The sequence below is a fragment of the Methylovorus mays genome, assembly GCF_020531915.1.
Taxonomy (GTDB): Bacteria; Pseudomonadota; Gammaproteobacteria; order Burkholderiales; family Methylophilaceae; genus Methylovorus; species Methylovorus mays.
Genome location: NZ_JAJAVG010000003.1, coordinates 74,435 through 89,623 on the forward strand (window position 1 = coordinate 74,435; position 15,189 = coordinate 89,623).

Annotated in this window: 13 protein-coding genes; 6 read left to right on the plus strand and 7 right to left on the minus strand. The window is 57.3% G+C overall.

Going from position 1 to position 15,189, the window contains the following annotated elements; translation table 11 throughout:
- Nucleotides 1-49 precede the first annotated feature (49 nt).
- A complete protein-coding gene (locus LG203_RS00965) occupies nucleotides 50-334 on the plus strand; it encodes a (2Fe-2S)-binding protein (RefSeq protein WP_328486237.1) in 285 nt (94 codons plus the stop codon).
- Between the two features lie 55 nt (nucleotides 335-389).
- Here the strand turns inward: LG203_RS00965 and polA are convergent, their stop codons facing one another.
- On the minus strand, nucleotides 390-3,146 hold the full coding sequence (polA, locus tag LG203_RS00970; RefSeq protein ID WP_230344088.1) for a DNA polymerase I: 2,757 nt from the start codon (nucleotides 3,144-3,146) through the stop codon (nucleotides 390-392).
- 101 nt (nucleotides 3,147-3,247) lie between these two features.
- Between polA and LG203_RS00975 the strand changes: the two genes are divergently transcribed.
- From LG203_RS00975 to LG203_RS00990, 4 genes are all read left to right on the plus strand, one after another.
- A complete protein-coding gene (locus tag LG203_RS00975) occupies nucleotides 3,248-3,976 on the plus strand; it encodes an LOG family protein (RefSeq protein ID WP_230344089.1) in 729 nt (242 codons plus the stop codon).
- 112 nt (nucleotides 3,977-4,088) lie between these two features.
- Nucleotides 4,089-4,421 carry a DUF2782 domain-containing protein gene (locus LG203_RS00980; protein WP_015829313.1) on the plus strand — a complete coding sequence of 111 codons (333 nt, stop codon included), beginning with the start codon at nucleotides 4,089-4,091 and terminating at the stop codon, nucleotides 4,419-4,421.
- Between the two features lie 48 nt (nucleotides 4,422-4,469).
- The gene (gene thrB, locus LG203_RS00985; protein WP_230344090.1) at nucleotides 4,470-5,420 is read left to right on the plus strand and encodes a homoserine kinase; all 951 of its coding nucleotides are present in this window, start codon (nucleotides 4,470-4,472) and stop codon (nucleotides 5,418-5,420) included.
- A 39-nt stretch (nucleotides 5,421-5,459) separates the two neighbouring features.
- A complete protein-coding gene (locus tag LG203_RS00990; RefSeq protein ID WP_230344091.1) occupies nucleotides 5,460-6,257 on the plus strand; it encodes a BPSS1780 family membrane protein in 798 nt (265 codons plus the stop codon).
- 86 nt (nucleotides 6,258-6,343) lie between these two features.
- Here the strand turns inward: LG203_RS00990 and uvrD are convergent, their stop codons facing one another.
- The 6 genes from uvrD to LG203_RS01020 form a co-directional block, all read right to left on the minus strand.
- Nucleotides 6,344-8,506, minus strand: coding sequence for a DNA helicase II (gene uvrD, locus LG203_RS00995; RefSeq protein WP_230344092.1), 2,163 nt, complete (start codon nucleotides 8,504-8,506; stop codon nucleotides 6,344-6,346).
- Nucleotides 8,507-8,926: 420 nt separating this feature from the next.
- On the minus strand, nucleotides 8,927-9,406 hold the full coding sequence (locus LG203_RS01000) for an OmpA family protein (RefSeq protein WP_230344093.1): 480 nt from the start codon (nucleotides 9,404-9,406) through the stop codon (nucleotides 8,927-8,929).
- Between the two features lie 152 nt (nucleotides 9,407-9,558).
- On the minus strand, nucleotides 9,559-10,788 hold the full coding sequence (locus LG203_RS01005) for a diguanylate cyclase domain-containing protein (protein WP_230344094.1): 1,230 nt from the start codon (nucleotides 10,786-10,788) through the stop codon (nucleotides 9,559-9,561).
- Nucleotides 10,785-11,309: a YfiR family protein gene (locus LG203_RS01010; RefSeq protein ID WP_230344095.1), complete on the minus strand. Its 525-nt coding sequence runs from the start codon at nucleotides 11,307-11,309 to the stop codon at nucleotides 10,785-10,787. The genes LG203_RS01005 and LG203_RS01010 overlap by 4 nt, the downstream gene beginning before the upstream one ends.
- Nucleotides 11,310-11,524: 215 nt before the next feature.
- On the minus strand, nucleotides 11,525-12,910 hold the full coding sequence (locus tag LG203_RS01015; protein ID WP_230344096.1) for a heavy metal sensor histidine kinase: 1,386 nt from the start codon (nucleotides 12,908-12,910) through the stop codon (nucleotides 11,525-11,527).
- Between the two features lie 2 nt (nucleotides 12,911-12,912).
- Nucleotides 12,913-13,593 carry a heavy metal response regulator transcription factor gene (locus LG203_RS01020; protein ID WP_230344097.1) on the minus strand — a complete coding sequence of 227 codons (681 nt, stop codon included), beginning with the start codon at nucleotides 13,591-13,593 and terminating at the stop codon, nucleotides 12,913-12,915.
- A 163-nt stretch (nucleotides 13,594-13,756) separates the two neighbouring features.
- Here LG203_RS01020 and LG203_RS01025 point away from each other — a divergent pair, with 163 nt between their 5' ends.
- Nucleotides 13,757-15,145 carry a TolC family protein gene (locus LG203_RS01025; RefSeq protein ID WP_230344300.1) on the plus strand — a complete coding sequence of 463 codons (1,389 nt, stop codon included), beginning with the start codon at nucleotides 13,757-13,759 and terminating at the stop codon, nucleotides 15,143-15,145.
- The last annotated feature ends 44 nt before the right edge of the window (nucleotides 15,146-15,189 follow it).

Genomic DNA, 15,189 nt, shown 5'->3' on the forward strand with positions numbered 1-15,189 from the left:
CCGGGCGCCATGTCATATACTTGGCAGCATATTTACCTTGATTTAGCTTATGACCACCGACAAAGACAACCCCGATAACGAAGTGCTATGCCACTGCAGCGGCACCAAGCGCGGCCAGATACGCGCGCTTTTTCTGGAAGGGCGCGATCTGGAGGGCATCTCGCGCTGGACCGGCGCGCTGACTGGCTGTGGCGGCTGTGAATGGGATATCGAGTGGTATCTTAAGGAGCTTAAGGAAGAGGGCGCGGGGGCTGCGCCCGTTTCTGCGGCCCAGCCGGATTCGGCCGAGCCGCCTGCGGGCGATAGTCCGGAGGCACCGGCAGAGGAGTCTTAGGGCCGAACCATCTTCGCCTGCCGACATCTGTGGTGCTGAACCACGTGCTGAACGATCAGTGCGCCGCTTCCCAGTTACTCCCCACCCCGACTTCTGCCAGCAATGGCACATCCAGTTTTGCCACATCTTGCATCAGCTGCGGCAGTTTTTCCTTCACCAGCGCCAGCTCGTTATCCGGTACTTCCAGCACCAGTTCATCGTGCACTTGCATGATGAGTTTGGTGGCGAGCTTTTCGGTTTCCAGCCAGCCTTGCACGGCTATCATGGCGAGCTTGATGAGGTCGGCTGCGGTGCCCTGCATGGGGGCGTTGATGGCAGCGCGTTCGGCCCCGGCGCGGCGCATGCCGTTGGGGCTGTTGATCTCGGGCACCCACAAGCGACGGCCGAAAAAGGTTTCCACATAGCCTTGGGCTTTGGCGCGCTCGCGCGTGTTTTGCATGTAATCGCGCACGCCGGGGTAGCGGGTGAAATAGCGCTCGATGTAGTTCTGCGCGGCCTGGCGTTCGATGCCGAGGTTTTGCGCGAGGCCGAAGGCACTCATGCCGTAGATCAGGCCGAAGTTGATGACTTTGGCGTAACGGCGCTGTTCGCTGCTGACGGCGTCGCGTTCCACGCCAAAGATTTCGGCAGCGGTGGCGCGGTGAATATCCTCACCGGCGGCAAAGGCGGTCAACAGGCCGTCATCCTGTGACAAATGCGCCATGATGCGCAGCTCAATCTGCGAATAGTCGGCGGAGACGATGTGCCCGCCCGCGGGCGCCACAAAGGCTTCGCGAATGCGGCGGCCTTCGGCGGTGCGTACCGGAATATTCTGCAGATTGGGGTCCGAGCTGGAGAGGCGACCGGTCACCGCTACGGCCTGACTGTAGCTGGTATGCACACGGCCGGTGGTCGGGTTGATCATGCGTGGCAGCTTGTCTGTGTAGGTAGATTTCAGCTTGGCGAGGCCGCGATATTCCAGCAAGACCTTGGGCAAGGGGTAATCCAGCGCCAGTTCCTGCAGCACATCTTCATCGGTGGAAGGCGTCCCGCTCGGGGTTTTCTTCAGGGGCTTGATGCCCAACTTGCCGAACAGGATTTCCTGCAATTGCTTGGGCGAGCCCAGATTGAAAGGCTGGCCCGCCAGTTCGTAAGCCTGTTGTTCCAGCGCCATCAGCTTCTGGCCGATTTCATGGCTCTGGCGATTCAGCATGTCACTGTCGATCAGCACGCCATTACGCTCGATGGTAAACAGGATATCCAGCACCGGCATCTCGATCTGTCGATAGACGAATTCCAGCTTGGCATCTTCCGCTACCTGCGGATAGAGATTTTCATGCAGTTGCAGGGTGACATCGGCATCTTCGGCGGCGTATTCGCTGGCTTGCTCCAGAGCCACCTGACTGAACGACACCTGCTTGGCGCCTTTGCCCGCGACTTGTTCATAGGTGATGGTCTGCACGCCGAGGTGGCGCATGGCGAGATCATCCATGCCATGGGTGCGGTGGCTTTCCAGCACATAGGATTGCAGCAGGGTGTCGTGCGCAATGCCATTGAGCACAATGCCGTGGTTGGCCAGCACGTGCTTGTCGTATTTGAGGTTTTGCCCGACTTTTTTGATGGCGGGGTTTTCCAGCAGCGGCTTGATACGCGCCAATGTGGCGGCAAATGGCAGCTGATCCGGCGCGCCTGGGTAGTCATGCGTCAGCGGCAGATAAGCGGCTTCGCCCGCCTTGATCGAAAACGACATGCCAACCAGCTTGGCGGTCAGCGGGTCCAGCGAGGTGGTTTCGGTATCAAAGCACACCAGTGCCGCGCTGCTGATCTTATCCAGCCAGCGTTGCAGGCTGGCTTCCTCGAGGATGGTCTCAAACTGGCGGGTAGTGACGCCAGCGGCGGCAAACAGATCCGCCGAGCTGCCTGCTGGCTGTGCCGCCATAGCAGGCAGCGGGGCTTGTGCGGCGGGAACGGCAAGGTCCAGCTCGCGGCGCAGGGTCTTGAATTCAAAACGGTCAAACAGCTCGATCAGCTTTTCGCGGTCCTGCGGGCGTGGGGCCAGATCCTCCAGGCTCTCCTGTATGCCTACATCGCAGCGTATGGTGATCAGCTCGCGCGCCGTCGGCAGCCAGGGCAGGGCCTTGCGCAGGTTTTCGCCCACCACGCCGCTAATCTGGTCGGCATGCGCAACGATGTTTTCCAGCGAGCCATATTGGGTCAGCCATTTGACGGCGGTTTTCGGGCCGACTTTTTCCACGCCAGGCACATTGTCCGAGCTGTCGCCGATCAATATCAGATAATCCACCATCAGGCTGGGCGGCACGCCAAATTTGGCTTCGACGCCTGCCGGGTCCAGCACTTCATCGGTTTTGCGGAAGGCATCGCGCATGGTGTTGACGACGGTGATGTGCTCATTCACCAGCTGCGAAATATCCTTGTCGCCAGTGGAGATGATGACGCGCATGCCTTCGCGCTCGGCCTGCTTGGCCAGCGCGCCGATGACGTCATCGGCTTCCACGCCGTCTTCCACAATCAGCGGCCAGCCCATGGCCTGAATGGCCGTGTGCAACGGCTCTATCTGCAGGCGCAGATCATCCGGCATGGAGGCGCGATTGGCCTTGTATTCGGGGTAGATGTCATCACGAAAGGTTTTGCCTTTGGCATCAAACACACAAGCGCTATAATCGGCCGGATAATCTTTATGCAGGCGGCGCAGCATGTTGAGCACGCCCTGAATGGCGCCGGTCGGCTCGTTTTGCTTGTTGCGCAAATCGGGCATGGCATGAAACGCCCGGTAAAGATAGGATGAGCCGTCAACCAATAACAATGTTTTCATAAGGTGCCTTCATAAACTGACTTCTGACGCATGCCGATATTCAGGATGCCATGCGCCAGTCCCGCATTTTTCCAGGCCCTCAACACGCAAGGTTAAGCCCCATGTCTGCTGCAAAAAAAATCCCGAAACTGATGGACCCGGATCTGATCGAGCATCGACGTTCATCGCACGAGGCCTGGCATGCACTCGAGATTATGTCAGAATTCGTCGATGCCACCGAACGCCTGAAACAGATAACCCCGGCAGTCTCGATTTTTGGCAGTGCCCGCACGGCACCGGATCATCCCTATTACCAGCTGACGGAAGAAATCGCGCGTCAGCTCTCCGAGGCAGGCTTCAGCGTGATTTCGGGCGGTGGCCCCGGCATCATGGAAGCGGCCAACAAGGGCGCGTATTACGCCCGTTCGCCCAGCATCGGCCTCAATATCGAATTGCCGCACGAGCAAAAGGGCAATCAGTATCAGGATATCAGTCAGACCTTCCATCACTTTTTCATGCGCAAGGTCATGTTCGTCAAATACGCCTCGGCCTATGTGGTGATGCCCGGCGGCTTTGGCACCCTGGACGAGCTGATGGAAGCACTGACGCTGATACAGACCGGCAAGTCGCGCAAGATTCCTATCATTCTGGTGCATGAGCCTTTCTGGAGAGGCATGCTGGACTGGTTCCGCAATACGCTGGTGGCCGAAGGCATGGTGTCACCGGATGATATGGATCTGGTGCAGGTGATTGATGATCCGGCCGCCGTGGTGGAAGCCATCTTCAAACACTACGAAACCCGTGGTTTCGAATTGTCGCCAGCCGAGCGCCAAATTCAGCTTTATCTGTGATTTCCAGGCGACAAGTTCTGCATATCCATTTTCCCGGCTTGGGGTGGTTTTTGCTAGAATGCCTTCATCCCGCCGCTTTCGTTGTGAAGGCGGCTCAAAGCCTGAGGTGATTATGCGACTGCTTCGTCATTTAGTTGTTCTAGCACTGGTATTGCCATGGCTCGCCCATGCCGCGGACCTGCCCAAGAATCTTGAACCGTTGCCAGAGGCGCCACCGCCTCCAGGCTATGAAAACACGCCTGAGCCAGAAGTCACCATCACCAAGAAGGGTGAGGACACCATTGAAGAGTACCGCATGAACGGTGAGCTCTACATGATGAAGGTGACGCCTGCACATGGCGTGCCTTACTACCTGACCAAGGATGACGAGCAAAGCGATTGGGCACGTTCCAATGGACCAACCCCACCCATCTCCATTCCAAAGTGGGTATTGTTCCGATTCTAGAATCCCGGTGCGAAGAGTTCATCTCTTCGCCATCTCACGATAAGCGTTATGTCCGTATTCACTACCGTTACTTTCGAGCAGCTCAGCCATTGGCTTGAAGCTTATCCGCTGGGCCAGCTGCGGGATCTGCAGGGCATCGCTTCCGGCATTACCAACACCAATTATTTCGTAACGACCGATACTGGTCGTTATGTACTCACCCTGTTTGAAGAAAATACGGCGGAAGAGCTGCCGTTCTTTCTGGATCTCATGACCCATCTGGCCGAGCGCGGCATTCCGTGTCCACACCCGGTCAAAAACCATGCGGGTGCCAGCCTGGGCGAGCTGAATGGCAAACCGGCGGCCCTGGTGAGTTGCCTGCGCGGCAAATCCCTTGAGCATCCGTCTGCTGAGCAGTGCGCTGAGATCGGCCGTGTGCTGGCAAACATGCATCTGGCCGGCCTGAGCTTTCCTGCGGGCATGAAAAACCTGCGTGATGGCGAGTGGCGTCAACAGACCGCTGCCAAAGTCGCTCCTTTACTGCGGGCGGCAGACAAAGCCTTGCTGGATGCGCAACTGGCATTCGAGGCCGAGGCGGATTCGGAATATCTGCCAAGCGGTGTGATTCACGCCGATCTCTTCCGCGACAATGTGTTGTTTGATGGCAACGAACTGGGTGGCATCATTGATTTTTACTATGCTTGCCAGGATGCCTTGCTTTACGACGTGGCCATTGCCGTGAACGACTGGTGCGTGCATGCCGATGGCAGCCTGGACCAGTCCAGGGTCATGGCGCTGGTGGGCGCGTACCATGCCATACGCCCGCTGACGGCAGCCGAGGTTGAGGCGTGGCCCGGCATGTTGCGCACGGCAGCCATGCGTTTCTGGTTATCACGCTTGCATGACCTGCATTTCCCGAGTGCCGGGGAGCTGACGCATGCCAAGGATCCGGGCCATTTCAGAAATATATTACACAAGCGCATGACCGAACCGTCAGTGCTAGGACCGCTACCCGCCTGAGGCGGCGGCCGAAGAAAAGTCAAATGGGGGAAAGACATCATGTTCAAGCGTAGCGCCAGAGAAGCATTCCACTGGGTAAAGGATTGCCTGGGTATCTTCCGGCAGAATCCGGCCATGTGGATGCTGGTGGCCCTGAGCTATGTGTTGCTGTTCATGGTGATTCCAGCGATGGTCTTCCTGCCTGTGATCGTGAAATTGCTGGTAGTAATCATGGGCCCCTTCTTCCTGGTGCTGGCGCTGACGCTCTACCGCGAAGCCGACTATGGACGCGATACCGAATTCAGTGACATCGTGGTACAAGTGAAGCCGCAACTGGGCAAGCTGGTGGCCCTGGGCGGCGCTTGCATGGTGTATGGCATCCTCATCAGCTATGTGACCTCGGGCGATATGCAGGCACTGGATGATATGGTAAACGCCAAGGCCGATGCCGAGGCACTGGCGACACGCGCCGTGCCACTGGCGATCAAGATGCTGGTGTTGATGACGCCGATTTTCATGTCGACCTGGTTTGCCCCCATGCTGGTGGCGCATCACCAGTTCTCAGTCTGGAAAGCCATCAAGTCCAGTATTGCGGGCTGCCTGACCAGTGTGTTGTCACTGACCTTTGCCTGGATACTGCTCACTGCCGGCCTGGCACTTTGCATGATGGCGACGGGGATAGTGGTGGCGCTGGTGACCGCGATTATCAAACCGGTTGGCCTGATCCTGACTTCGCTGACACTGCTGGCCTTTTTGCTGCTGGCGACCTCGCTGATGCTGGGTTTGCAATATGTCAGCTATCGCGACATCTTTGCCAAGAAGCTGGATGCAAAGACATTGGAACCCTCTGCCATATAAGATTCTGAGTGGCGACGCCGCCATCACAGCTCCTCCTTAGTCTCACACATTGCAAACAAAAGGCCCGCATAAGCGGGCCTTTTGTTTTATACCTTTTCCAGCTTGGCGTATTCCAGCATGAGCCATTTCATGCCTTCGCTGCCAAAGTTTACCTGCACCCGCATGTCGTTGGCATTGCCTTCGTAATTCACGACCACGCCTTGCCCAAATTTGCTGTGCGCTACGGCTTGGCCTATTTTCCATGGCATGCTGTTTTTCTGCTCGCTGCTGGTGGCGGCTTGTGGTACTGGTGACTCGCCATAGCCACCGCGGCCAGGGCTGGCGCGGGTATTCAGCCGTTTCAGCAAGGCTTCGGGTATTTCATCCAGAAAGCGCGATGAAATACCATAGCGCACCTGGCCATGCAGCATGCGGCTTTGTGCGTGGCTCAGGTAAAGGCGCTGGCGCGCGCGCGTCACGGCCACGTACATCAGGCGCCGCTCTTCTTCCAGGCCATTGGTTTCGTACAGGCTTTGCTCATGCGGGCACAGGCCTTCTTCCAGCCCGCTGATAAATACCGTGCGGAATTCCAGCCCTTTGGCGGCATGCACGGTCATCAGCTGCAAGGCATCGCGGCCGACTTCTGCCTGATGTTCGCCTGCTTCGAGGCTGGCAAAGGTGAGGAAATCCGTCAGCGTGCCGGCATCCTGATTGTTATTGACGAAGGTAACGGCCGCCGAAATTAATTCATCCAGATTGGCGATGCGGTCTTCGCCTTCCTTTTCATTCTGGTAATGGGTTCTCAGGCCGGAAAGTGTGGTGGCAATCTCGGCCATTTCCGGCAGGGTGAGCCCGGTGGCTTCTTCCGCCATCTGCCGGATCAGTGCGACAAATCCTTCCACGCCCTTGCCGGGGCGGCCATTGCCCATCTTGTTGATGGCGGCCTGCCACAGGCTGCAATCTTCGGCGCGGGCGGCTTCCTGCAATTGCTCCAGGCTACGGGCGCCTATGCCGCGGGTGGGGAAGTTGATCACGCGCAGCAATGCGGTGTCGTCATTCGGGTTGGCGATCAGGCGCAGATAGGCCAGCGCATGCTTGATTTCAGCGCGTTCAAAAAAGCGCAGGCCACCATAAACACGATAAGGCAGGCCAGCTGAAAACAGTGCATGCTCCAGCACGCGAGACTGGGCATTGGAGCGATAGAGCAGGGCGATCTCGCTTAGCTCGGTGCCTTCGCTGTGCAGGGATTTGATCTCGTCGACGATAAAGTTGGCTTCATCAATATCGTTGTACGCCTGATACACGCGTATCGGCTCGCCCTTGCCAGCCGAGGTCCACAGGTTCTTGCCCAGGCGGTTGCGGTTATGGGTGATGATGGCGTTGGCGGCATCCAGGATATTGCCGTGGGAGCGGTAGTTCTGCTCCAGCTTGACGATGTTGCGTACATTGAAGTCTTGCTCAAAGTCGCGCATATTGCCCACGCGCGCGCCGCGGAAGGCATAAATCGACTGGTCGTCATCGCCCACGGCAAACACGCAATTGTCCGCTCCGGCCAGCAGCTTCAGCCACAGGTATTGCAGGCGATTGGTATCCTGAAACTCATCGACCAGAATGTATTTGAAGCGGCTCTGGTAGTGCTGGCGTATGCTGGCATCGCGGCTCAGCAGCTCATAGCAGCGCAGCAGCAGCTCGGCAAAATCGACCACCCCTTCGCGCTGGCATTGACGGTCATACTCTTCAAAAATCTCCCGCATGCGCTGGGAATGCGCGTCATAGGCATCCACGGCGTTCGCCCGCAAGCCTTCTTCCTTGCAGCTGTTGATATAGCCCATGACCTGCTTGGGTGGAAATTTTTCATCGTCCACATTCATCTGCTTCATCAGGCGCTTGATGCTGGATAACTGATCGGCCGTGTCGAGAATCTGGAAGGTGGCAGGCAGCAAGGCTTCGCGATGATGCGCACGCAGCAAACGGTTGCACAGACCATGGAATGTGCCGGCCCACATGCCGCGCACATTGATCGGCAGCATGGCGGACAGCCGCGTCAGCATTTCCTTGGCTGCTTTATTGGTAAAGGTCACGGCCAGCAAACCATTGGGCGACACTTGACCGGTCTGGATCAGCCACGCAATGCGCGTCGTCAGTACCCGGGTTTTGCCGCTGCCCGCGCCAGCAAGGATCAGGGCAGATTGGTGCGGCAGGGTGACCGCCTCAAGTTGCTTGTCGTTCAGGCCTTCGAGCAGGGAGGTAGAGGGGTGTTGTGCGTTCATGCGCTAATTATCGCAGGTCACACTGGGGAAGAGAACCTAAAACCGGAGGGTAGGGCTGGGAATGTTAAAAAATGAAAAATCGGGGATCATGTCTGACAATTTTAGAAATTGTCGGAACTAAACGCGAGTGACTTCGTCTTACTTTGCAGATGGCGCAAGTCATCTCCCGCTTCTCCTCCCTGAGCGGGAAGCCTTATCTGATGAGGCTGCTTGATCCCCGATTTTACTCCCCTTTAATCGGGGTTTTTTTTGCCTGTCGCTCTTGTAAATCCTCGCGGATTCCGGCGCGGAAGCGTTTCTGGAACTGATTATACCTCGGGCAAGATTAAATTGTAAAAAAATGTAACAAGGTCTTCTTGCCCAGGCTTGATGTCCCATGACAGGCCCGCATGAGGGCCTGTCATGGGGCAGGCTGATGCGTTAATCCGTGACAATAATAATGCACACGCGCCGGTTTTCAGCCCTTCCCTCAGGGGTGGCGTTATCCGCAATCGGCTTTTGCGTACCCATGCCGCGCACGAGCAGACCTTCACGCGGAATGCCGGTCTGGGTGAAAGCGTCGGCCACCGCGTTGGCGCGCTGCTCCGAAAGCTGCGTATTGTAGGCATCGCGTCCTGACTTGTCGGCATGGCCTTCAATGCGCATCTTGACCAAGCCCACCGAGAGCAGTGCCTTGCTCACTTTGGTGACAACAGCGCGACTTTTATCATTCAGCACATACTGGTTGCTATCAAACAGCAGTTTATCGGCAAAGCTGAGTTCCCAGCCTTCATCCGTCTGTATAAAGCCTTGCTCCTGCAGGGTACGAATCTGCTTTTGCCGCAGGCTTTCCTGTACTGGCTCAGCGGGTGGGGTGGACTGGCAGGCAGTCAATGTCATGGAGAAAGAAACTGCCAACATGGCATAAGTTAGGATGGAACGTAACAAAGAATGCAATTTAAACCTCGTCATGGATAGAGTCTTCAGATACCCCTGTATGTTGGAAAGCCCCGTCCGCTCACAAACCAAGCCTTATCAATGGCTTTTATTTATCAATTCTTATGAACCTGTAATTACAAACCCATGGCCCAGCTGCCACGCTCCTGATCCTTGGCGCGGTACATGGCTTCGTCTGCCGCCGCCAGCAGTTCTTGTGCGGTGCGGGCATGATCAGGGTAGAGCGCGATGCCGATGGTGACCGAACTGGTGACCTTTTCGCCGCTTGGCAGCGTGATGGGAGATTGCATCTGGATGGCGATTTTTTCGGCGATATGCACCGCATCCTCGGGGTGCTTGATGGGCTTCAGCAGTGCTGCAAACTCATCTCCTCCCAAGCGGGCCACAATATCACTCTCGCGCAACTGGCCGCTGATGCGTAGCGCCATGATCTTGAGGACTTCATCACCGGCGCCATGCCCATAAGTATCGTTGATTTCCTTGAAGTGATCACCATCCATGAACATCAGTGCTATTGAATTGTTGTGGAAGCGGGCATCGCGCACAGCATGCTCAAGTTCGGATTCGAGCAATCCCCGATTGCACAGTCCGGTCAGGCTGTCATGATTGGCGCGATAGGCCAGAGTGTCATGTTCGCGTTCTACATGGCGTTGCCAGGTGGCGAGCTCATCCATCAAGGCATTGAAGTCCTGGTTCAGCTGATCGAGCTCTGCAATATCGGCGGCAGGGGCGCGTAAACCAAAACTGCGATATTGGCGTACGCGGTGGGCGGTATCAGCAAGCTTGCTCAGTGGACCTGAAATGCCCGCATGCATGCGCCGCGAGAAGGCTAGTGCCAGCAAGGTGCTGAATGCCATGCAGGCCAGCACGCTGGCCACACCCGTCATCAGATATTGCACCAGGAGGCGGCTGTGGGGCACCAGTCGAATACGGCCAATGGTGATATTGTCGTGGGTGACCGGATAGTAATAAGGTTCAGGCATGACGATGCTCGCCAGCCAGTTTTCGAGCTGCACAAACGGGCCGGTCTCCCGCCGTTTCCAGCTTGCCAGCGGCATGCCGCTGCGTCCGACCACACGAATCTCGGCAACATCTTCGCGTTTTCCGACCCTGTCCAGGGCTTCCTGCACCGCCAGCGCATCGTTGAACACGACGGCTGCTTCGACCGTATAGCTCAGGGAGCGCGCGACCAGCTGCATGTTTTGCGTGGCATACGCCTGCAAGGCATAGATGCCGGCTAGCGTGAGGGTAAGCCCGGAGGAAATGACCGCGATCAGCGCCACACTTAGATGCGCGCGCCGCAATACCTGATCCAGTCCTGGGAGTGAAGAGCGGGAAATGGTCATGGCGAAGATTGGCGCTTTCCTAACTGGAGTACATTGGGGTGTACACGCAAACCGCTGCGCGCAATCGTATCAAGATTGACCTCGAAGTAGACATTGTTTTCCCGGAACAGCAGGCAGAACATGCCACCTGCGCTGCACGAAGGCGGCGGTTCGCTGATGATGAGTACTGGCTGGCCGATGAGTTGGGTCAGCAGCGATTCACGCTCGCTGTTTTCCATGGTGCCTATGTAGGCAATCTGGCATTGGGCCACGGCTTCGGGGGTATGCAGGCCAAGCTGGCGGACCGTAATGCGGGGGTGCATGGGGTTGGGTGTGCCCGCTATCAAGGCATCGGCATAGCGCGAGTTGCCGGTAATGCATAGCTGGAGTTCAGGAAATGGCGCAGGCCAGCGGGTATAGCTGACGATGCCATACACAATTTGCGCCACCTGTTTGCCGCGTGCGATGTCATCGCTGGCGGCGGCATGGCTGATCTGGCTCGTTAGCAGCAGGCAGGCAAAACCCAGCCATGCCAGTAGCAAAGAATCAAGGCGGCCGCAGTGGAGGCCTGGAAATGATGCGAAACGGTAAATTTAACAACCCCTAGTCAATCAAACATGACGGGTTACCCGTAAGCGCCCGTTCTTTATTTATACGTGTAAGTATGGCCTGAAATGGATGAGCTGCATAGATATCAGCCTGTGCAGACCGTTGGCGATTATGCCCTGAAGCGCTTTTTTACGAGAGATGGATCATCTCAGGCGCTGGGTAGGTTGAGTTCAAATCGCATGGAGTGGTCCAGGGACAATGCACGAATGTTGCCGCCATGCGCTTCGATTATCGACTTGGTAATGGCAAGCCCCAGGCCTGTGCCTTCGCTTTCGCGCTGGCGCGATGGGTCCACCCGATAAAAGCGGTCAAATAGCCGCGCCAATGCGTCTTCCGGGACAGGCTCGCCGGCATTGTCCACCCAGACTGTTATCCATTCGGTATTGGCATTCTGGATGGTGATCGTAATGGTCTGCCCCACCGGGGTGTAGCGCACGGCGTTGGAGAGCAGGTTGCTGAAAGCGCGGCGTATCATCAGCCGGTCTCCGGCCAAGGTGGCGGTGCCATGGCGGCTGACCAACAGCTGTTTTTCAGCCGCGAGCGCCTCGTAAAACTCAATGACGGCATCAATTTCCATGCCCACATCCATGGTTTCGCGATGCGGTACCAGCAAGCCATTGTCTGCCTTGGCCAGAAACAGCATGTCCGCAATCATGCGCGAGAGCCGTTCATACTCTTCAATATTCGAATAGAGAATCTCCTGATATTCCCCCGCCGAACGCGCCTGGGAGAGCGCCACATGACTTTGCGTCATGAGGTTGCTGACCGGCGTGCGCAGCTCATGGGCAATATCGGATGAAAACTCGGATAGCCGGAGAAAGGACTCCTGCAGACGCTGCAGCATGGCGTTGAACGATACCCCCAGCTCGACTAGCTCACGCGGTAGGGAGGTGACGTCGATTCTTTCACCCAGACGGCTGGCCGAGATATTGCCCGCCATGCGCACGAAGTCGCGAATCGGCCGCAAGCCACGGCGGGCCGCGATCCAGCCGACCGCCACCAGAAACAGAATGCCGGTGGTGAGATAAAGCCACAAGGAACGCTGGAAGTGATGGATGAAATGGTCATGGTGACCAATATCGACGGCAATCGCCACATTCAAGGAAGTGCGCTGAGCGCTTGCCGGAAACTGCACCACCAGGCCGCGATAGGCGTGCCCGTTTTGCTGCCAGCGCTGCAGATGCGCGCTACGCGGAGCATAAGCCGGCGGATTCGGAAGCAGCAACCCGGAAGGGAAGCTGGCCTCCATGGAGCGATAGATCAGCTGCTTGTCCGGGCGATAGACCATGACAGAAAGAGCGTGATGGCCGATCAGCGCGTCGTTGAGGCGCTGTGGCAGAGGTTGCCCTTCCATCTCTGGCGCCGAGTTCAATGCATGATGGATGAGTTCAAGCTTGCCTTCTATTTCGATCAGGTCTTCTTCGGCAAAGTGGCTACCGACCGCGTAGCTGGCAATCGCCCCGATGGCGATCATGACCACCGTGGAGAGCGCTGCAAAAATCAGGGTGATGCGGGTAATGATGGAGGCGTGCATGTTCAGGATGCCTCGGGCACATCCAGCACGTAGCCCATGCCACGCACGGTGTGAATCAGCTTGGGCTCGAACGGATCATCAATCTTGGCGCGCAGGCGCCGCATGGCCACCTCGATCACATTGGTGTCGCTGTCAAAATTCATGTCCCACACCTGCGAGGCAATCAGCGAGCGCGATAACACTTCGCCACGGCGACGTACCAGCAATTCCAGCAGCCCAAACTCCTTGGCCGTGAGCTCGATTTTTTTGCCATCGCGCTGCACGCGCCGCCGCAGCACATCGATTTCAAGATTGGCGACCTGCAGCACATCGGCTTCGCGCGTTCTGCCGCGACGCAACAGCGTGCGTATGCGGGCCAGCAATTCAGAAAAGGCAAACGGTTTGACCAGGTAATCATCCGCGCCCAGTTCCAGGCCTTTTACCCGGTCTTCAACCAGATCGCGCGCCGTCAGAAAAAGCACGGGCGTATGATTGCCCGCCTCACGCAGGGCAGCGATGATCTGCCAGCCACTGGCGCGCGGCAGCATGACATCAAGAATGATCAGGTCGTAGTGTTCAGCCAGCGCCATATGCTGCCCATCCAGGCCATCATGAACCAGGTCCGTGACAAATCCTGCCTCGGTCAGGCCTTTGCGCAAATACTCGCCGGTTTTGTGTTCATCCTCGACTACAAGAATTCGCATGGAGTGGTCAGGTTGTGGTGTAGACAGTGATTGTGCCGCAAACCATGCTGCCTGGCAGCAAGATGACAAAAATGTAATCTGGGTGTCAGCTGGCTGTTGGGCGGGCCATGCCATGCTGGTCAGCATGAAATTGTCCCCGTCTATCCGCTCGCCCCGCGCTGACATGATACGCATGGCAAGTGTGCGGCTGTTGCTGCCCCTGATGTTTGTCAGCCTGTTGCCCGGCTGCGCCACATTTTCGCGTGATGGTGGATTTGATCAGGTGGCTTCCACGGTGAAAGCCAAAACCGGCAAGGAGATACGCTGGGTCAAATCTGAAGACGAGCGCCACGCCCTGGATGCGCGTATCGCGGAATTGTTGCAGCAGCCCATCAGCGTGGACGATGCCGTGCAGATTGCCTTGCTGAATAACCGTGGCCTGCAGGCATCGTATGCCGAGCTGGGTATTTCAGAGGCTGACCTGGTGCAGGCCGGCCGCTTGCCCAATCCGCGTTTCTCCATGCTGCGCGCCAGCCGTGACGGCGAATACAAGATCGAACAGGCGCTGACCTTCAATATCTTTTCGCTGGTGACCATGCCCAAGGCCACTGCCATCGAGCGTCGCCGCTTTGAGCAAACCCAGCGTCAGGTATCGCTGGAGGTATTGCGACTGGCGACGGCTACCCGCAAAGCGTATTTCACCGCGCTGGCTGCCGCGCAATCCGAACGCTACATGCAGCAGGTGATGCGGGCAGCCGAGACCAGTGCCACGCTGGCGCAACGCATGAAGCAGGCCGGCAACTGGAGCACACTGGATGAAGCGCGTGAACAGGGCTTTTATGCCGATGCCACGTTAGGCGCAAGCCGTGCCCGCCAGGCCAGCTTGCAGGCCACCGAGCAACTCACCCGCTTGATGGGCCTGGATCACACGCATTACACCTTGCCCGAGCGCATGCCGGATTTGCCCGCGCATGCAGAAGAGGCGGCCAATCTGGAGCAGACTGCTTTGCAACAGCGCATGGATGTGCAGATGATGAAGCTGCAAACCGAAGCCCTGGCCGGTCAATTGGGCCTTACCAAAACCACGCGGTTTATCAATGTGCTGGAGCTGGGCCCTGCCCGCGTGCTGGAAGGACGGCGCTCGGATCCCTACAAAAATGGGGTGGAGATTTCGCTGGAGATTCCCCTGTTTGACTGGGGCAGTGCTCGCGTGGCGAGGGCGGAATCCACCTACATGCAGGTCGTGAACCAGCTGGCACAGGTGGCGGTGGAAGCCAGATCAGAAGTGCGTGAGGGCTATGGGCGTTACCGTGCCAGCTACGATATTGCCCGGCATTATCGCGATAGTGTGGTGCCTATCCGTCAGAAAATCGCCGAAGAAAACCAGCTGCGCTATAACGGCATGCTGGTCAGCGTGTTTGATTTGCTGGCGGATGCGCGGGCGCAGATTGCCAGTGTGAATAGCTACATCGAAGCCTTGCGCGATTTCTGGCTGTCGCAAAGCGATATGGAAATGGCCTTGATCGGCAAGCCGGATTTTTCCGCGCCAGGTCCGGCTATGGTCGCCCAATAAAGCCAGCTCAACCCAGGCGCAAGTGATCAACAGGACAGGATAAC